General features: G+C 63.8%; 16 protein-coding genes and 1 pseudogene. 13 read left to right on the top strand and 4 right to left on the bottom strand.

The window, feature by feature from the left end; all coding sequences use genetic code 11:
- Positions 1-279: 279 nt before the first annotated feature.
- Genes cobJ through cobG form a run of 4 tightly spaced genes read right to left on the bottom strand, consistent with a single transcriptional unit; the run spans position 280 to position 4,637 of the window.
- On the bottom strand, positions 280-1,968 hold the full coding sequence (gene cobJ / locus BLT00_RS14865; RefSeq protein WP_092147056.1) for a precorrin-3B C(17)-methyltransferase: 1,689 nt from the start codon (positions 1,966-1,968) through the stop codon (positions 280-282).
- Positions 1,968-2,699: a precorrin-2 C(20)-methyltransferase gene (locus BLT00_RS14860; RefSeq protein WP_060739361.1), complete on the bottom strand. Its 732-nt coding sequence runs from the start codon at positions 2,697-2,699 to the stop codon at positions 1,968-1,970. Before BLT00_RS14860 ends, cobJ begins: the two co-directional genes overlap by 1 nt.
- Complete coding sequence (locus BLT00_RS14855) at positions 2,699-3,325, bottom strand: precorrin-8X methylmutase (protein ID WP_092147054.1); 627 nt, start codon at positions 3,323-3,325, stop codon at positions 2,699-2,701. Before BLT00_RS14855 ends, BLT00_RS14860 begins: the two co-directional genes overlap by 1 nt.
- Positions 3,318-4,637, bottom strand: a complete 1,320-nt coding sequence (gene cobG, locus BLT00_RS14850; RefSeq protein WP_092147052.1) for a precorrin-3B synthase — start codon at positions 4,635-4,637, stop codon at positions 3,318-3,320. The genes BLT00_RS14855 and cobG overlap by 8 nt, the downstream gene beginning before the upstream one ends.
- A 341-nt stretch (positions 4,638-4,978) precedes the next feature.
- Here cobG and cbiE point away from each other — a divergent pair, with 341 nt between their 5' ends.
- The 13 genes and pseudogenes from cbiE to urtA all read left to right on the top strand — a co-directional run bounded on the left by cbiE (position 4,979) and on the right by urtA (position 18,756).
- Entirely contained in the window at positions 4,979-6,190 is a 1,212-nt protein-coding gene (cbiE, locus tag BLT00_RS14845) for a precorrin-6y C5,15-methyltransferase (decarboxylating) subunit CbiE (RefSeq protein ID WP_092147050.1), read from the top strand.
- Positions 6,183-7,280, top strand: a complete 1,098-nt coding sequence (locus BLT00_RS14840) for a cobalt-precorrin-5B (C(1))-methyltransferase (protein WP_092147048.1) — start codon at positions 6,183-6,185, stop codon at positions 7,278-7,280. The genes cbiE and BLT00_RS14840 overlap by 8 nt, the downstream gene beginning before the upstream one ends.
- Positions 7,277-7,999, top strand: a complete 723-nt coding sequence (locus tag BLT00_RS14835; protein ID WP_092147046.1) for a cobalt-precorrin-6A reductase — start codon at positions 7,277-7,279, stop codon at positions 7,997-7,999. Before BLT00_RS14840 ends, BLT00_RS14835 begins: the two co-directional genes overlap by 4 nt.
- A gap of 475 nt (positions 8,000-8,474) precedes the next feature.
- Positions 8,475-8,585, top strand: a pseudogene (locus tag BLT00_RS32520) (transcriptional regulator); the annotation flags it as partial.
- Positions 8,586-8,896: 311 nt separating this feature from the next.
- The gene (locus tag BLT00_RS14825) at positions 8,897-9,307 is read left to right on the top strand and encodes a DUF2946 domain-containing protein (protein WP_092147044.1); all 411 of its coding nucleotides are present in this window, start codon (positions 8,897-8,899) and stop codon (positions 9,305-9,307) included.
- A 47-nt stretch (positions 9,308-9,354) separates the two neighbouring features.
- Positions 9,355-9,834, top strand: coding sequence for a copper chaperone PCu(A)C (locus BLT00_RS14820; protein ID WP_092147042.1), 480 nt, complete (start codon positions 9,355-9,357; stop codon positions 9,832-9,834).
- A 12-nt stretch (positions 9,835-9,846) separates the two neighbouring features.
- Positions 9,847-10,296 (top strand): DUF2946 domain-containing protein, encoded by a 450-nt coding sequence (locus BLT00_RS14815; protein ID WP_256572774.1) that lies wholly within the window; start codon positions 9,847-9,849, stop codon positions 10,294-10,296.
- Between the two features lie 162 nt (positions 10,297-10,458).
- Positions 10,459-12,585, top strand: coding sequence for a TonB-dependent copper receptor (locus tag BLT00_RS14810; RefSeq protein WP_092147038.1), 2,127 nt, complete (start codon positions 10,459-10,461; stop codon positions 12,583-12,585).
- Positions 12,586-12,788: 203 nt separating this feature from the next.
- Positions 12,789-14,168, top strand: coding sequence for a PepSY-associated TM helix domain-containing protein (locus BLT00_RS14805; RefSeq protein WP_092147036.1), 1,380 nt, complete (start codon positions 12,789-12,791; stop codon positions 14,166-14,168).
- A gap of 202 nt (positions 14,169-14,370) precedes the next feature.
- Positions 14,371-15,159 carry an ABC transporter ATP-binding protein gene (locus tag BLT00_RS14800; protein WP_092147034.1) on the top strand — a complete coding sequence of 263 codons (789 nt, stop codon included), beginning with the start codon at positions 14,371-14,373 and terminating at the stop codon, positions 15,157-15,159.
- Positions 15,156-16,103 carry an ABC transporter substrate-binding protein gene (locus BLT00_RS14795; RefSeq protein WP_092147032.1) on the top strand — a complete coding sequence of 316 codons (948 nt, stop codon included), beginning with the start codon at positions 15,156-15,158 and terminating at the stop codon, positions 16,101-16,103. The genes BLT00_RS14800 and BLT00_RS14795 overlap by 4 nt, the downstream gene beginning before the upstream one ends.
- On the top strand, positions 16,100-17,110 hold the full coding sequence (locus BLT00_RS14790; protein WP_092147030.1) for a FecCD family ABC transporter permease: 1,011 nt from the start codon (positions 16,100-16,102) through the stop codon (positions 17,108-17,110). Before BLT00_RS14795 ends, BLT00_RS14790 begins: the two co-directional genes overlap by 4 nt.
- 380 nt (positions 17,111-17,490) lie before the next feature.
- Positions 17,491-18,756 carry an urea ABC transporter substrate-binding protein gene (gene urtA, locus BLT00_RS14785; protein WP_063323138.1) on the top strand — a complete coding sequence of 422 codons (1,266 nt, stop codon included), beginning with the start codon at positions 17,491-17,493 and terminating at the stop codon, positions 18,754-18,756.
- Positions 18,757-18,906 lie beyond the last annotated feature (150 nt).

Genomic DNA, 18,906 nt, shown 5'->3' with positions numbered 1-18,906 from the left:
ATGACGACCCGCAAAGTCAAAACGAACATAACCCTCATCAAGACCGCACTCAACCACTAAGGAATTCAATAAATGTCCAGCGGCGAACTTTCATCTTATTTCCTCACAACTTGGCATTCGAAACATTAGAACTTTCGGCCGGCAGCCAATAAATCAGCCAACTAACGTCAGGACTTATTACATTCCGAAAAAACCGGATACAGGCACGCAGACCGATACCCGGGTGCAGTCAGGGGAGGGAGTCAGGAAGCGGTGGCCCAGGCAGGCCACCGGAGTTCATCAGAGCGGTTTACTGCCGTACCAGCGCGGTGTGTACACCCAGTCGCCGCCTTCGGCACGAGGGAAGACACAGGTCGTGGAAGAACCGATCAGCACCATGGTGCGCATGTCCACCTGATCCGGGGTCAACTGCCCCAGCGTCGTGACGCGCAGTGTCTGGCCCGGGCGTCCGATGTCGCGTCCCAACACCACCGGCGTCTGCGCCGTACGGTGGTGCGCGACGATTTCCAGCGCCCGCCCCAATTGCCAGGGTCGAGAGCGCGAGATCGGGTTGTAGAACGCCAGGGCCAAATCCGCCTCGGCGGCCAGGTCCAGGCGTTTTTCGATGATCGACCAGGGCTTGAGGTTGTCCGACAGCGACATCACGCAAAAGTCATGGCCCAGCGGCGCCCCAGCCTGGGCGGCGGTGGCCAGGGAGGCCGAGACGCCGGGAAGGATTTGCAGGTCGACGGCGTGCCATTGGGCATCCGTCGATTCGTGCAACGCTTCGAGCACAGCGGCGGCCATGGCGAACACGCCCGGGTCACCGGATGACACCACCACCACGGAGCGGCCCTGGGCCGCCAGTTCGAAGGCATGGCGGGCGCGCTGCATTTCCTCGCGGTTGTCGGTGCAGTGCTGCACCTGATCGGCCCGGAACGGCCCGGCCATGCGCACGTAGGTTTCGTAGCCCAGCACATCGGTGGCGCGGTCGAGTTCGGCGCGTACCGCCGGCACCATCAGCTCGGCCGCCCCTGGGCCAAGACCGATCACCGCCAGGCGCCCGCGCAGGCGGCCGACCTGTCGAGGGTCGAGGGGCTGCTCGGTCACAGCGACGGCATGCTCGCCCAATATGCGAATTGACGCCGGTTGGTCGAGGGTTTCGCTCAGCCACTGGCCGACGTCACCAGCGACCGGCGCGAAACGCAGCGGCACGTTCAAGGCCGATGCGGCTTCATGCAACTCTGGCCGGGCCATGTCGCTGTCCGCCGCCAACAGGCATGCCAGCGACTGCACGGCGAGGCCGGCTTCACCCAGAGTCTCGCCAATGGCCGGCGACGCCCCCGAGCTGATCGCCACGACGACATTGCGCGGATAAATACGCAGCTCATCCGCCGCGGGCGTGCCCGCGGCGCTGTCGATGCGGATCGCCAGCCGGGCCTGTTCATCCTCGGGCAACTGCGCCGGGTCCAGCCACGGCGCGGCCCCCTCGATGCGTACCGATTCGCCAGCGAGCAGATCGGAGACGAAACGCTTGCCCTGCTCCAGATCGCCAAGGCTGTAGCCGCTCGGCGGATTGAGCAGGCAAGTACCAAACCGCAATTCACCGCTGGTGGTGATCGCCGGCGCGACGTGCAGCGCCTGCGCAATCTCGCGGGCCATGACATTGACCCCGCCCAGGCCGCCCAACAGCGGCACCACGGCACTGCCGTCCTCGGCCACCGCCAGCACCGGCGGCTCGGCGCCTTTTTCCAGCAGCAGCGGCGCCAGGGTACGGATGACAATACCCGCCGCGCACAAGGCAATGATCGGCGTGTCCTGTTGGTAGAGTTCACGCATCGTCGCGCCAAACTCAAGGTATTGCCGATCACCCTCGACCCGTCCGGCCAGGCCATGGATCAGGGCGTCGGGGTATCGCTGCTGAATCCGTCGGGCGGTTGCCAGGCTGCCGGGGCCGAGGATGACGATGGCCGGCGTCTTGGCGGCCATCAACCCTGCCACCGTTCGCCCGGCACGATGATCAACGAGAAGTACGGCGAAGACATCGGCTCGACTTCATCCAACGGCACGATTTTCTGGTTGGCCATGGTCGCTCGCTCGACGTACAGCGCTCGCCCGTCCATGCCCAGTTCCTGAAGCACCTGGCGAACCTTGGGGAAATTGCGCCCCAGCTTCATGATCACCGCCGCGTCGGCGTCGGCCAGGCGACGCTTGAGATCATCGTGGGGCAAGACGCCGGAAAGCACCGACAGGCTCTGGTTGCGATAGACCAGCGGCGCGCCGAGCACCGAAGCGCCGCCGAGCATCGAGCAGACGCCGGGAATGACTTGGGCCTCATAGCGCTCGGCCAGGCGATCATGCAGGTACATGTAGGAGCCGTAGAAGAACGGGTCGCCCTCACAGATCACCGCCACGTCGCGACCGGCATCCAGGTGCACGGCCAGCTGCTCGGCGGCGGTGTCGTAGAAATCGGCGATCACCTGTTCATAGGACAGCGGCGCAGGCAGCACCTCGGTGGTGACCGGGTAGACCAATGGCAGCAATGTCTGCGCGTCCTGCAAATGGGCCTCGATGATGCCGAAGGCGTTGCCCTTCTTGCCCTTGGCGACGAAATACGCCACCACGGGCGATTCGCGCAGCAGGCGCAGGGCCTTGACCGTAATCAGTTCCGGGTCACCGGGGCCCACGCCGAGGCCGATCAGACGTCCAGGCTGCTGCATCATTCAATCTCCGTGGCGAGGGCATTGACGGCCGCGGCGGCCATGGCGCTGCCGCCGAGACGGCCTTGCATGATCACGAACGGCACACCACGGCTGTCGGCCGCCAGCATCGCCTTGGACTCGGCGGCACCGACGAAGCCCACCGGAAAGCCGAGGATCAATGCCGGTTTCGGTGCGCCGGCATCGAGCATTTCCAGCAAGTAAAACAGCGCGGTCGGCGCGTTGCCAATGACCACGACGCTACCTTCCAGGTGCGGGCGCCACAACTCCAGCGCCGCCGCCGAACGGGTGTTGCCCAGCTCCAGGGCCAAGGCCGGCACGCTTTCGTCGCGCAAGGTGCAAATCACCGGATTGTTGGCCGGCAGGCGAGCCCGGGTCACGCCTTCGGAGACCATCCGCGCATCACACAGGATCGGCGCACCGGCGGCCAGCGCCTGGCGCCCGGCCGTGCCTGCGCCCTCGGAAAACTGCAGGCCGTCGACGGCCTCGACCATGCCGCAGGCGTGGATCACGCGTACTGCGAGTTTTTCCAGGTCGGCCGGGATACGCGCCAGGTTGGCCTCGGCGCGAATGATCGCGAAGGAGTTGCGATAGATCTCCTGACCGTCGCGGATGTAATCAAGCATCAAGGGGGCTCCGGGGGCGAGCGTCGAGCCAGTGGCCGAGCGCTTCAATAGTTAGATTGTGTGCCTGCAACGCGCCGAAACCCGGCAGCGTGGCATCGCGAACATACAGGTCGTAACGACCGGGAGCGACCGCCAGCAAGGTGGCAGGCGCGACATGGGCTGCCGCGCAGGAACGCGGGCAGCCCGACAGATGGACTTTCAGGGTCTGGCCCTGGCGTTGCAGCAGCTCGGCCAGTTGGCGGGCATCGGCCTTGGTGTCGGCCAGGGCTTTGCCACAGCCACTGGAGCCGGTGCAGGCGATGAGCTGCGCCAGGGGTTGATCGAGCGAGCACAACAGGCCCAATCCTTCAAGCCGCGCCAGCACTTGGTCGGCGTCCTCGCTGCGCACATTGGGCAGCAGCAGGCTCTGCCAAGGGGTGAAACTAAGGCTTTCGTCGCCCTTCTCCCGCGCCAATTGCGCCGCTCCCCGCAGCATGACCGCATCGAGCCGCCCCAGGGGCGCCGCCGCGCCGACGTAGACACGGTCGTCGTGCTGGGGATGAACACCGAGGTGCAGTCCATCGATGGACGCATCCCGCTGCCAATCCAGGCACGCTTGCAGGGGCACACGACGGGCCAGCCGGGTCATGAACTCATCCACAGAGACTTCAGCCAGCAAGTGGCGCATGCGGATCTGGTCCGGGCGGGCCAAGTCGAGGAACAACTCCAGCACCGCCACCACCAAGGCATGCCCCTGGGTCAGGGGCACCTTGCCCGCCGGTTTATCCAGCGGGGTGCCGGCCAAGCCGAAGGCCAGCCAGGGCTCGCCGTTACGGACAAGGGCCGAGAGCCACAAGTCGTGGTGATGTTCGAGCATCGCCAACGCTTCCCCACCGTCCAGTTGCACGGCGAACTTGGCCGACAGTTCATGGAAGCGTTCATGGGTTTGCAGGGTTAAGAGAATCTGCGCGGCCAACGGACGAGTGTCGAACAACATCTGCCTGTCGATCCCGGCTGAGGGGCTGAGCATCAGGTTGCGCACGTCATCGCCAGCCGGGGTTCGGGGCCCAAGCCCGGCGGCCAGTAATTGTTGGATCAGCGCGCCGTGCTCAGGACCGATGCCACGGATTTGCAGGTTGCCACGGTTGGTCGCCTCGATCACGCCAGCGGCGAACCGCTCGGCCGCGGCCGCCACGGCGTCGGCCTGGTCCGCCCGGATGGAGCCGCCATCGAGCTTGATCCGACAGATTCCACCGTCCAATGCCTGGACGACACGCAACAAACCCGGACAACCCGAGGGGCGTATGACGTTGGTTGATGGACGTTCGTTCAAGGGATAACCGCTAGACAAGGCACGCCACGACGGCGAAGGAGCGCCATTATGCCTGCTTTGCCGGGGGTCATGAAAAGCTTGCCGGTCGGATTGCGGACGACAGGCAATGTTGTTCACTGAAAGTAGATGAGCCCGTGGCGAGGGAGCTTGCTCCCGCTTGACCGGGCTGGCGCTCCAGTGCGAAGCGCTCACAAAAAGGGCTGCTGCGCAGCCCAGCGGGAGCAAGCTCCCTCGCCACAATGACTCACACAAGTCTTAAGTGAAGGGGCGCGGTATGATGGCGGCCCGGTTCGCGGCGGCAACGCGCCTGTCGATCAACCCCATCGATTCGAGGAACACAGATGACACCCTGGCTGACCGTAGTGGGCATCGGCGAAGACGGCTTCAAGGGCCTGGGCCGGACGGCCCGCCATGCCTTGCTGCGGGCGTCGCGCATTGTCGGCAGCGATCGGCAACTGGCGTTGTTGCCGGTGTGCATCCGCGGCGAACGGGAATTGTGGCCCAGCCCGTTTTCCCTGGAACCGCTGCTGGCGCGACAGGGCGAGTCGGTGTGTGTACTGGCCAGCGGCGATCCGATGTTCTATGGCGTGGGCGCGAGCCTGGCGAAACAGCTGCCTGGCGACCAGATGCGGGTGATACCGGCGCCATCCTCCTGTTCACTGGCGGCGGCGCGCCTGGGCTGGCCGTTGCAGGAGGTGGTCACGCTGTCGCTGGTGGCGCGTCCCCTGGCGGCACTCAGCGCTCATTTATCCACAGGCGTCAGGCTGTTGCTGCTGAGCAATGACCGTCACAGCCCTGCCGCCGTGGCGACGTTGCTGCGCGAGCGGGGGTTCGGCCCGAGCGTCATGACCGTGCTGGAACATTTGGGCGGTGCGGCAGAACGACGGATCGACGGTTGCGCCGCGCAATGGTCCGATGACACCGTCGCCGACCTGAACCTGATCGCTATCGAATGCCGGGCCGAACCTTCAACGTTACGCCTGTCTCGTCTGGCCGGTTTGCCGGACAGCGCGTTCGAACATGACGGCCAGTTGACCAAACGCGACGTGCGCGCCATCACCCTCGCCCGTCTTGCGCCAACCCCTGGCGAACTGCTCTGGGACGTCGGTGCTGGCAGCGGCTCCATCGGCATCGAATGGATGCGCACCCACCCTAGTTGCCGGGCCCTGGCCATCGAAGCCGACGAAGGTCGCCAGGCCTTGATCGAACGTAACCGCGACAGCCTCGGCGTGCCCGGCCTGCAGCTGATTCGCGGCAAAGCCCCACAGGCACTGGAAGGCCTGGAGCGGCCGGACGCGGTGTTCATCGGCGGCGGTGTTACCCGTGAAGGAGTGCTTGAGGCTTGCTGGGCTCAACTCAAGCCCGGCGGCCGGCTCGTCGCCAACGCCGTGACTCTGCAAAGCGAAACGACCCTGATGCACTGGCGCGAACGTCACGGCGGTGAACTGACCCGGATCCACATCGCCCAGGCCCAGCCATTGGGGGAGTTCGACACCTGGCGCCAGGCCTTGCCGATTACCTTGCTGGACCTGACGAAGCCTCTCGATGCGTGACGAAACCGCCGAACAACCCGCCCCCTTGCGCAGCGGCCTGACCACCGGCAGTTGCGCCACGGCCACGAGCCTGGCGGCCGCTCGACTGCTGCTGCGCGGCACCGAAGCCGATGCCGTGGAAATCGTACTGCCCAAGGGCAAGCACGTGCAGATGCGCCTGGAGTTCTGCCGGCTGACCGAACAAGGTGCCGAAGCCGGGACGATCAAGGACGCGGGCGACGACCCGGACGTGACCCACGGCGCCCTGTTATTTTCCCAGGTGCGCTTGATCGCCGAGCCCGGTGTACGTTTCGTCGCTGGTCGTGGCGTCGGTACGGTGACGCGCCCCGGCCTGGTGCTGGAGGTCGGTGAGCCGGCGATCAACCCGGTGCCGCGCAAGATGATCAACGATCACCTGGCCCGTCTGGCGCAAGACAGCGGATATGCTGGCGGCTTCGAGGTCACGGTCAATGTCGAGGGCGGCGAAGCCCTGGCGCTGAAAACCATGAATCCACGCCTGGGGATTCTGGGTGGCCTGTCGATCCTCGGCACCAGCGGCATCGTCCGGCCGTTCTCCTGCGCGGCCTACATTGCCTCGATCCACCAGGGTATCGACGTGGCAAAAACCAACGGCTATCTGCACATCGCCGCCTGCACCGGCAACGCCAGCGAAGACACCATGCGTCGGGTCTACAACCTGCCGGAAATCGCCCTGATCGAAATGGGCGACTTCGTCGGTGCCGTGCTCAAGCATGTGCGCAAGGTCCCGGTGGAAAAACTCAGCCTGTGCGGCGGCTTTGGCAAAATCAGCAAACTCGCCGCCGGCCACATGGACCTGCACAGCCGTCACTCGAGCATCGACCTGCCACAACTGGCCGAGTGGGCCGCCGCCATCGGTGCCGATGAGGCGTTGCAGCAAGGCATTCGCGCGGCCAACACCAGCCAGCAAGCCCTGGCAATGGCCAGCGCCGCTGGCATCGCCCTCGGCGACGCGGTGTGCGCACACGCGTTGGCCTTCGCCCGCAGCGTGGTGCCGGCCCAGGTCCAGGTCGAAGTCTTCGCCATCGATCGCCAGGGCGGGATCGTCGGCCACGCCGGAGAGCTTCGATGAAACGCATCCTCCTGCTGGGCGGCATCACCGAAGCCCTGGCCATCGCCCGCACCCTCGGCCCCCAACACATCTACAGCCTGGCGGGCATCGGCCGCGTCCCCACCGACCTGACCTGCCAGGTGCGCGTCGGCGGCTACGGCGGCGCCGAAGGGCTGGCGCACTTCATCCACGCCGAAGGCATCGACCTGCTGCTGGACGCCACTCACCCCTACGCCGCACAAATCAGCCACAACGCCGCCCACGCCGCCCGCGCCTGCGCCATCCCCTGCTGGGCCCTGCGCCGCCCGGCCTGGCAACCCCAAGCCGGGGATGACTGGCGCGAAGTGGCCGATTGGGCCGAACTGATCCAAGCCCTGAAACCCTTCCACCGCCCGTTGTTCACCCTCGGCCGCGAACCACTGCAACACCTGCACGAAATTCCGCCAGAGCAATTCTGGACCCTGCGCGCCCTGGACATTTATCCCGGCAATGAACGCTGCGAAGTCATCGGCGCCCGCGGGCCGTTCCACATCGAAGGCGAGCGCGAGCTGTTCGAGCGTCGGCGGATCGATGTGTTGGTCAGCAAGAACAGCGGCAGCACGGCGACTGAGCCGAAGCTGGAGGTGGCGCGGGAGCGGAGGGTGCCGGTGTTGATTTTGCAGCGGCCGGTGTTGGCGGAGGTGGATCGGGAGTTTGGGACCGTGGATGAGGTATTGCAGGGCTTGCGACATCTGGTCTGACAGTCTTTTTTGCTGCAACGCTGAAGGCCTACATATCCCTACAGCCCTGTCCCGTAGGAACTACGACAGCAGGCTACATCGTCTTGCGCCGCAGCCTACAACTTCGCCAGAATCCGCCGGCTTGTGCGCCTTGGAGGCCGCCGGTAACTTGATTCCCGTCACTGCCCTTCAGTGATCGGGTTTAGTCGCTCGGTGGTTTCAGCAGGTTCACATGCTCCGTCCAGTCAGGTATCCACTCCTGCACTTGATGGTGGTTGTGCGCAGGGCGCCCTCGGGCGCGCCGGTAATGCTGGACTCCCCGGTCGACTAACCTGCGTACAGCCGCCGCCCTGTGGCGAGGGGATTTATCCCCGTTGGGCTGCATAGCAGCCCCTGAACGACAGCACGGGGTTAGGCTGATGCTGCGAGGTGCCGGCTTTTGGGACTGCTTCGCAGCCCAGCGGGGATAAATCCCCTCGCCACAAAAACTACGCAGGCTTATCTAGATGCTTGTCTCGAAGAAGACACGGGGGACGGGGTACTGATTCGAGCATCCCTTGACGATATCGCTCGGGCAAAAGATATGACACAGATGGACTACGATGCAGATTGGGAACAATCGAATATCGACTGATCAACAACATTCTCCGTGGCGAGGGAGCTTGCTCCCGCTGGGCTGCGCAGCAGCCCCAAAAAGGATCGCCGCCATTCTCCTGACACACCTCGCAACTTGATATTCAGGGCCGCTTCGCGCCCCAGCGGGAGCAAGCTCCCTCGCCACGAAAGCATCCACTTACAAAAACTGTTGCTACTGTTAGTGCAAACCCTGCGACCCTATACCGCATGCGCCTTTTTTACTTCTCAACCTCGATCAGGCTAAATACCGCCACTTGATCGCCCAACCGAGCGGATTCGCCCATGTCCCGACAACGGCTTGCATTTGCCTGGATCGCCTGCTTCGCAGTGCTGTTCAACATGCTTGCCATGCCGCTTGCTGGCGGCACAAGCTCGATGGCGAATGCCCAGGCCCAGGCGCCATCGGAGCAGCTGTTGTGGGGCAGTTTCTGCTCGTCCAGCGGCACGAAAATGGTCGCGGTGTCCCTGGGCAAGCTCGAACAGGGCACGCCGCAGAAGGACACTCACTCGACGATGCAGCATTGCTGGTGCTGCGTCGGCTCCGCGTCGCTGGTGGCGCTCACCGGCCATGCCCCGCAGTTGTATCTGGATGCTCGGCCCCACCATCGCGGCATTGCCCATTCCAAGCTCGACAGCCCCACGCCACGCCAGCAATGGCCAAGCCTCAACCCCCGCGCCTCGCCTCTGGCCTGATTCTTTCCGCACAAGACTGCGCCTCGAATCGTTCTGGAGAATCACCCATGTTGAACAGACTTATCCTGCTGGCTGCCCTGCTGCTTCCCGTCGGCTTTGCCCACGCGCACCAATACAAGGTGGGCGAGCTTGAGATCGCCCATCCGTGGTCCCAGGAGTTGCCGCCCAACGCACCGACCGTGGCCGCGTATTTCGTGATTCACAACGGCGGCACGACCGCCGACAAGCTGCTCAGCGTCGACTCGCCGATTGCTGGCAAGGCCGAGCTCCATGAGCATGTGATGCAAAACGACCTGATGAAAATGCAACCGGTGCCCGTCGTGGATATCGCCCCCGGTGCGACCGTCACCTTCGCGCCGATGGCGTATCACGTGATGCTGTTGGGCCTGAAGGACCGCAGCCTGCTCAGCGATGGCAAGCGCTTTACCATGACCCTGCATTTCGAAAAAGCGGGGGATGTCACGGTCGACGTTGCGGTGCAGAAAAAAGCCCCCGACGGCAGCAAAACCCAAATGCACATGCACTGATAGCACCTGCCCATGGGTCTTCCTCGCAATAGGTCCGCCATACCCCGCCGCCAGCCCTTGAGCCTGGCACGCGGCAGTTGGATCAGCCTGTTCGCCATGTTGATGATCTTTATCGGTCCACTGATTTCTCAGTCGATGCCGATGGATCAGCGCATGCCTGTGAGCATGAGCATGAGCATGTCGATGGACATGAGCATGGACATGCCGGCGGGAGCCCAAGCCGAACATGAGGCATCAGCCGACGAACACTGCCCGCCCCAGAGCGAACACCACGCACTGTGGGAAAAGTGCGGCTATTGCAACCTGCTGTTCAATTGCCCCGCGCTGCCTGGCGGTCACACGTTCGCGGTCTTCGTCACACCCCACACCAACACCTACACCAGTCCTTCCCCACGCCTGGGCCATGCCCGGCCCGCGTTTTTCCCGGGTGCCCGTACCCGCGCACCGCCCCTCGACGCGTAACCCCCGACACTTACCCAACCCGGTCGCACAAGACAGCCTCAGTGGCATGTGTAGCTAGTTGTGTTAGTCAACTTCTGGCATCCGAATTTGAGCTAACAAACTAGCCACACATGCCACTAGGCTGCCCGACCGTGTCGTCTACGTCTGTTCGATGGAATCATCATGTCCAGGTTTTCTGCTGGCACCGCTTTGGGCTCTGCCCAGGTTCGCTGCCCCCTGAACGAACCACGGGTTCGTTTACGCCAAACTATCGCCGCACTGTGCGGCCTGCTGCTCACACCCTACGCACTCGCCGATGAGCACGAGCATCACGACCATCAGGTCGAAGAGCTGAGCCCGACGGTCATCACCGCCATCGCCCCCAGTTCCCCCCTGACTGTCGTCACCAACCCCAAGGACCCGCGTCAACCGGTGCCGGCCAGTGACGGCGGCGACTACCTCAAGACCATCCCCGGCTTCGCCCTGGTGCGCAACGGCGGCACCAATGGCGACCCGGTGTTGCGCGGCATGTTCGGCTCGCGGCTGAACATCCTCACCAACGGCAGCATGCTGTTGGGTGCTTGCCCTGGCCGGATGGACGCGCCGACGTCCTATATATCGCCGGAAACCTACGACAAACTCACCGTCATCAAAGGCCCGCAGACCGTGCTCTGGGGCCCCGGCGCATCGGCCGGGACCGTGCTGTTCGAGCGCGAGCCGGAACAGTTCGGCGAATTGGGCACCCGGGTCAACGCCAGTGTGCTGGCCGGCTCCAACGGCCGTTTCGACAAAGTGGTGGATGCCGCCGCCGGTGGGCCGCTGGGGTATGTACGAGTGATCGGCAACACCGCCCACTCGGACGATTACCGCGATGGCAACAACGACAGCGTGCCGTCGCGCTACGACAAGTGGAACGGCGACGTCACCCTCGGCTGGACCCCGGACGCCGATACCCTGCTGGAATTGACGGCCGGCAAGGGCGACGGTGAAGCGCGCTACGCCGGGCGTGGCATGGACGGCTCGCAGTTCAAGCGCGAAAGCCTCGGGCTGCGTTTCGAGCGCTCGAACATCGGCGAGGTGCTGGACAAGGTCGAGGCCCAGGTCTACTACAACTACGCCGACCATGTGATGGACAACTACACCCTGCGCACGCCATCCGGCACCGGGATGATGGCCGGGCCCATGGCCTCCAACGTCGACCGCCGCACCCTGGGTGCGCGTATCAAGGCCACCTGGCGCTGGGCCGATGTGCAGTTGATCAGCGGCCTGGACGCCCAGACCAACGAGCATCGCCAGCGCAGCAGCATGGGCGTCGACACCTACAAGGACCTGCCGTACACCAAGGACGCCGACTTCCACAATTACGGTGCCTTCGGCGAACTGACCTGGTACGCCGCCGATCGCGACCGAGTGATCACCGGCGCCCGGCTCGACCGCGCCTCGGCCAAGGATTACCGCCAGAGCCTCGGTTCCGGTATGTCGGCCCGCCCCAACCCCACCGCCGATGACACCCGTGCCGACACGCTGCCCAGCGGTTTTGTCCGCTACGAACACGACCTGGACGACAGCCCCACTACCCTCTATGCAGGCGTGGGTCACGCACAACGCTTCCCGGACTACTGGGAGCTGTTCTCGGCGAACGTCGGCCCCAGCGGCTCGCTGAATGCCTTCGACGCGATCAAGCCGGAAAAAACCACCCAGCTCGACTTCGGCCTGCAGTACAAGACCGAAACCCTCGAAGCCTGGGCGTCGGCTTATGTCGGGCAGGTGCGCGACTACATCCTGTTCGACTACACCCCCGGGATGATGGGCACCACCTCCCGGGCCGAGAACATCGATGCGCGGATCATGGGCGGCGAACTGGGCGCGGCCTACAAGCTGAGCGAGCGCTGGAAAGCCGACGCCACCCTGGCCTACGCCTGGGGCAAGAACAGCAGCGACGGCAGCGCCCTGGCGCAAATGCCGCCGCTGGACGCACGCCTGGGCCTGACCTACAGCGAAGATCGCTGGAGCGCCGGCGCCCTGTGGCGTGTGGTGGCAGCGCAGCACCGGGTCGACGAGAACAAAGGCAACGTGGTCGGCAAAGACTACGGCAAGAGTTCGGGCTTCGGCGTGTTCTCACTCAACGGTGCCTACCGCATCAACAAACACTGGAAGGTCAGCAGCGGCGTCGACAACCTGTTCGGCAAAGCCTATGCCGAGCACTTGAACCTGGCGGGCAACGCCGGGTTCGGCTACCCGGCGAGCGACCCGCAAGCCATCAACGAACCGGGGCGCACCCTCTGGACCAAGGTGGACATGAGTTTCTAACACCATCGCAGGCAAGGCCTGACACCTGACCCTGTGGCGAGGGAGCTTGCTCCCGCTGGGCTGCGCAGCAGTCCTTCTTTGATGCGGTCGCTACGCAACCGAGCGGGAGCAAGCTCCCTCGCCACAAGTTTTGTGTCCAAACAAGGCTTTGCCCAAACCGCAAAAAACATAACGATCACATTTGCCCTGCGGAGCGCTTTCTGATGAGCCAACCGAAACCCAATTTCTACAACCTGGCCTGGCGCTGGCATTTTTATGCCGGGCTGTTCGTGGCGCCGTTCATGGTGATGCTGGCCCTGACCGGCATCATCTATCTGTTCAAGCCACAGCTCGATCCCCTGATGTACGGCAGCCTGCTGAATGTACCCGCCGGGCATCACACCCTGGCGGCGGACGACTTGCTCAAGCAGGTCCACCAGGCCTACCCCCAAGGCCAGGTCAAACAGTACCTGCCACCGGCCAATGCCGAGCGCAGTGCGCAGTTCGTGGTGATCGACCAGGGTCGGGAACTGAATGTGTTCATCGACCCGTACCATGGTGATGTCCTCGGCGAGCAGGATGCGAAGAACAACCTGCAAGCCATGGCCCGGGCCATCCACGGCGAACTGCTGATCGGCACTGTCGGTGACCGGCTGGTGGAAATGGCCGCCGGTTGGGGCGTGGTGCTAGTGGTCTCCGGGCTGTACCTGTGGTGGCCCCGTGGGCAATCGTCAGCCGGCGTGCTGTGGCCGCGCTGGAGCGCGCGCGGTCGGCTGTTCTGGCGCGACCTGCACGTGGTCGTCGGTTTCTGGGGCGCAGCATTGCTGCTGGTGATGCTGCTCAGCGGCATGACCTGGACCGGTTTCTGGGGCAAGCAATACGCCAACCTCTGGAACCGCTTCCCGGCGGCGATGTGGAATGACGTGCCCAAGTCCGACGTCGAGGCCGGCAGCCTCAACAACGCCCATCGCCAGACCGTGCCGTGGGCCGTGGAAAACACACCGATGCCGATGTCCGGCGACCATGCCGAGCACATGGGCCACGGCGGCATGCACGAAGGCCCCGCCGCCCCGGCTGTCAGCCTGCAAGCGGTGCAGGACATCGCCACCGAACGCCAGGTCACGCCCGGCTACAGCATCACCCTGCCGACCACGTCCACCGGCGTGTTCACCGTCGCCGTGTTTGCCGACGACCCGCGCAACGATGCCACCCTGCACGTGGACCAATACACCGGCAAGGTCCTGGCCGATGTGCGCTGGGAGCATTACGGCGTCGTGGCTCGCGCCACCGAAACCGGGGTAATGCTGCACGAAGGCAAAATGTTCGGCCCGCTGAACCAGATCATCGTGTTGCTGATTTGCCTGATGATCCTGCTCAGCGCCGTGAGTGGCCTGTTGATCTGGTGGAAGCGCCGGCCAGAAGGCAAGTTCGGCGTACCGCCGCTGCGTCACGACTTGCCGACGTGGAAGACCGGGGTGTTCATCATGCTGGCCCTGGCGGTGGTGTTTCCGATGGTGGGGGCGTCGCTGGTGGTGGTGTGGTTGCTGGATCGGCTCGTCACCCGGCTCAATCGCCAGCCTGAGATTGCCTCATCTTCAAACTGAAGACAGTGCGTTAACGGAAGGCGGCGCGAAACCTCTACAATCGCCCCCGCCTTTCGAGCTGTGAACACCGTCCAAATGTGGGAGCGGGCTTGCTCGCGAAAGCGGTGTATCTGTCACATTAATGTCGGATGTGCAGACGCCTTCGCGAGCAAGCCCGCTCCCACAATGGAATTGTGTTTAGGCCCAATAATTGAGTGTACGCATGACCTCTCTAACCCTCTCCCACGTCGCCTGGACACCCCTGGGCCATGGCCATTGTCATCACCAGTTCCAGCTGCGTGACGTGACGTTGCAGGTGGCGGCCGGGGAGTTTGTCGGGTTGATCGGCCCCAACGGCAGTGGCAAGACCAGCCTGTTGCGCTGCGCCTATCGCTTCAGCCGGCCGGAACAGGGCGAGGTAAAGCTTGCCCATCACAACGTCTGGCAACAGTCCTCGCGCTGGTGCGCCCAACGCATCGCCGTGGTGCTGCAAGAGTTTCCCGACGCCTTCGGCCTGACGGTGGAAGAAGTGGTCGCCATGGGCCGCACACCGCATAAAGGCCTGTTCGACGGCGACAATCACGAGGATCGACGGCTTGTGCGCCAAGCCCTGGCATCGGCAGGCCTTGAAGGCTTTGGCGACCATGCATTCGCGACCCTCTCGGGTGGTGAGAAGCAACGGGTGATCCTCGCCCGGGCCCTGGCCCAGCAACCGCAGTTGTTGATCCTCGACGAACCGACCAACCACCTCGATCCCCACTATCAATTGCAATTGCTGCAACTGATCAAGGGCCTGGGCATCGGCACCCTTGCCAGCCTTCACGACCTGAACCTGGCCGCCGCCTTCTGCGACCGCCTGTACGTGATCGAACACGGGCGCATTGTCGCCAGCGGCACGCCCAGGGACGTCCTGACCGTCGAGCTGTTGCGCGAGGTGTTCGGCATCGAAGCCCTGGTGGATGAACACCCGCTGTCCGGCTACCCACGAATCACCTGGATAACCCAACCATGACCTTGCGTTCCCTGCTGTTGCTGCCCCTGCTGCTGGGCAGCGCCCATGCCTTGGCCGAAGCCACCCAGTATCCGTTGACAATCCAGAGCTGCAACCGCCAGGTGGTGTTCAACGAGGCACCTCGGCACGCTGTCAGCCATGACATCAACATGACCCAGATGATGCTCGCCCTGGGCCTCAAGCCGCGCATGGTCGGCTACAGCGGCATCAGTGGCTGGAAATCGGTGACGCCCGAGATGGCGAAGATCCTTGATGGCCTGCCGGAACTGGCCGCCAAATACCCCTCGGTGGAAACCCTGCTCGATGCCAACGTGGATTTCTTCTTCGCCGGTTGGGACTACGGCATGCGCGTGGGCGGCGACCTGACGCCGCAGACCCTGCAACCGCTGGGCATCAATGTCTACGAACTGAGCGAATCCTGCGCGTTCGTGATGAAGCGTCCAGCGGCCTCACTGGAGGATACCTACAACGACCTGCGCAACCTCGGGAAGATCTTCGACGTGCAGGATCGTGCCAACGCACTGATCGCCCAGATGCAGGCCCAAGTGGCGCAAGTGCGCAAGCACCTGCCGCCCGGTCAACCCCGCGTATTCCTCTACGACAGCGGCGAAGACCGCGCCATGACCTCCGGCCGTCTTGGCATGCCCCAGGCGCTGATCGACGCGGCCGGCGGACGCAATATTCTCGATGACCTGGAAACCAGCTGGACGCGGGTGAACTGGGAGAACGTAGTGGAGCGCAACCCCGAGGTGATCGTGATCGTCGACTACGGCGAAGTCAGCGCCGAGCAGAAGCAACAATTCCTGCTGAACAACCCGGCCCTGCAGTCGGTGGCGGCGATCAAGCATCGGCGCTTCATCGTGATCCCCTACGTCCAGGCCACGCCGGGCATCGATAACGTGCTGGCGGTGCAAACCCTGGCGCAGGGTTTTCACGGCCAATGAACGGTCGTCGCTACGGCGCCCTGCTGATGTTCCTCGGTGCACTGCTGCTGGTGTCGTGCGTGGTGTCCCTGGGCTTCGGGCCGGCGCGGGCGCCGGTGGCCGTGGTCTGGGACATCCTGTTGAACAAGGCCTTCGGTGTCGGCAGCGCCTATTGGTCGCCTGGCCAGGAACACATCGTGTGGCTGATCCGCGTGCCGCGCCTGCTGCTCGGTGCCCTGGTGGGCGCCGGGCTGGCGTTGATCGGTGCGGTGCTGCAAGCAGTCACGCGCAACCCGCTGGCGGACCCGCACCTGCTGGGCGTCACCTCTGGCGCGACGCTGGGGGCGGTCATCGTGGTGCTGCATGTCGGCGAGATTGTCGGCCTGCTGACCCTGCCGCTGGCGGCGTTCATCGGTGCGCTGTTGAGCATGCTGCTGGTGCTGACCATCGCTGCCCGCCAGGGTCGTCTGGAAAGTGATCGCCTGTTGTTGTGCGGCGTGGCGGTGTCCTTCGTGATGATGGCGGCGGCCAACCTGTTGTTGTTCCTCGGTGACCATCGCGCCAGTTCGGCGGTGATGTTCTGGATGCTCGGCGGCCTGGGCCTAGCCCGTTGGGAACTGCTTGCGGTGCCGGCGGCCAGTGTGGTGCTGGGGCTGGTGTTGCTGCTGGGCATGGCCCGTCCGCTGAACGCGCTGATGGCCGGCGAACAGACCGCCGTGACCCTGGGCCTGAACGCGGCGAAGGTGCGCTTGTGGATCTTCTTGATCGCCTCGCTGATGACCGGTGTGCTGGTGTCCATCAGCGGTTCGATTGGTTTTGTCGGGCTAATGGTGCCGCACATTGCCCGGCGCCTGGTGGGTGCAGAGCATCGTCGGTTGCTGCCGGTTTGTGTGCTGCTTGGCAGCCTGTTCCTGGTGTGGGTGGATGTGGCCGCCCGGACCTTGATCGCGCCGGAAGACTTGCCGATCGGTGTGGCGACAGCCGCCATCGGCGGGTTGTTCTTCATCGGCCTGATGCGCCGCCGATAAAAAGGAGACTGACTCCAACCTGTGGCGAGGGAGCTTGCTCCCGCTGGGGTGCGAAGCGCCCCCGGATTCTGAGTCCTGAGGCAGTCGCTGATGACTTGCCGAATGGGCCTGCTTCGCAGCCCAGCGGGAGCAAGCTCCCTCGCCACAGGGTGTATTCACAAGCAGAGTCTCGGCAAGGCTTCAACCCCGCGCTCCAATGTGGCGCATCCCTCGCACCAAACCCCATGACGCGATCACTCATGGTGCACCACGCTTTTCCCTCCCCCCACCACCCCCCTGTTTCCGGGCCTTTTTTCCGACCGGGCACACCCCTTGCAAAAGCGCTTTCAGCGTTTGCATCTGCCCTCAAAAAAAATTCATAAGTCCACGGAGATCGCACAATGAAGCGTCGTAGCTTGATCAAGGCTTTTACACTCTCGGCAAGCATTGCCGCGATGGGCATGGCCTGGACCGTCCAGGCCGCCGAGACCATCAAGGTCGGCATCCTGCATTCGCTGTCCGGCACCATGGCGATCTCCGAGACGTCCCTCAAGGACATGGCGCTGATGACCATCGATGAGATCAACGCCAAGGGCGGTGTGAACGGCAAGAAGCTTGAAGCGGTGGTCGTGGACCCAGCGTCGAATTGGCCGCTGTTCGCCGAGAAGGGCCGTCAACTGCTGACCCAGGACAAAGTCGCGGTGGTGTTCGGCTGCTGGACGTCGGTGTCGCGTAAATCCGTATTGCCGGTGTTCGAAGAACTCAACGGCCTGCTGTTCTACCCCGTGCAGTACGAAGGCGAAGAGATGTCGCCAAACGTGTTCTATACCGGCGCGGCGCCGAATCAACAGGCGATTCCGGCAGTGGAATACCTGATGAGCGAAGAAGGTGGCAGTGCCAAGCGCTACTTCCTGCTGGGCACCGACTACGTCTACCCGCGCACCACCAACAAGATCCTGCGTTCGTTCCTGCACTCCAAAGGCGTGGCAGACAAAGACATCGAAGAGGTCTATACCCCGTTCGGCCACAGCGACTACCAGACCATCGTAGCCAACATCAAGAAGTTCTCGGCTGGCGGCAAGACCGCAGTCATTTCCACAGTCAACGGCGACTCCAACGTGCCGTTCTATAAAGAACTGGCGAACCAGGGCCTGAAAGCTACCGACGTGCCGGTCGTGGCGTTCTCGGTGGGCGAGGAAGAACTGCGCGGCATCGACACCAAGCCACTGGTGGGCAACCTGGCGGCGTGGAACTACTTCGAGTCCGTGGATAACCCGGCGAACAAGAAATTCGTCGAGTCCTGGAAAGCCTACGCCAAAGCCAAGAACCTGCCAGGCGCCGACAAAGCGGTGACCAACGACCCGATGGAAGCCACCTACGTCGGCATTCACATGTGGGCGCAAGCCGTGGAAAAAGCCAAGTCCACCGACGTCGACAAAGTCCGCGAAGCCCTGGCCGGCCAGACCTTCGCCGCACCGTCGGGCTACACCCTGACCATGGACAAGACCAACCATCACCTGCACAAGCCAGTGATGATCGGCGAGATCCAGGCCGACGGTCAGTTCAACGTGGTCTGGCAGACCGAAGGCCCGATCCGCGCCCAGCCGTGGAGCCCCTTCATCGCCGGCAACGACAAGAAGCCTGACTATGCGGTGAAGAGCAACTGAGCCCATGGGTGTCGGCCCCAATCCCCGGGCCGACACACAACCCCTGTGGGAGCGAGCTTGCTCGCGATAGCGGTGGATCAGCCAGAAGAACAGTGACTGACACACCGCTATCGCGAGCAAGCTCGCTCCCACAAAAAGCACTGCGCAAGG

Origin of the sequence: Pseudomonas sp. NFACC51, assembly GCF_900103575.1 — a bacterium.
Lineage (GTDB): Bacteria > Pseudomonadota > Gammaproteobacteria > Pseudomonadales > Pseudomonadaceae > Aquipseudomonas > Aquipseudomonas fluorescens_Q.
Note: the sequence above shows the minus strand (reverse complement) of the source record. Positions and strands in the feature narration are given on the sequence as shown.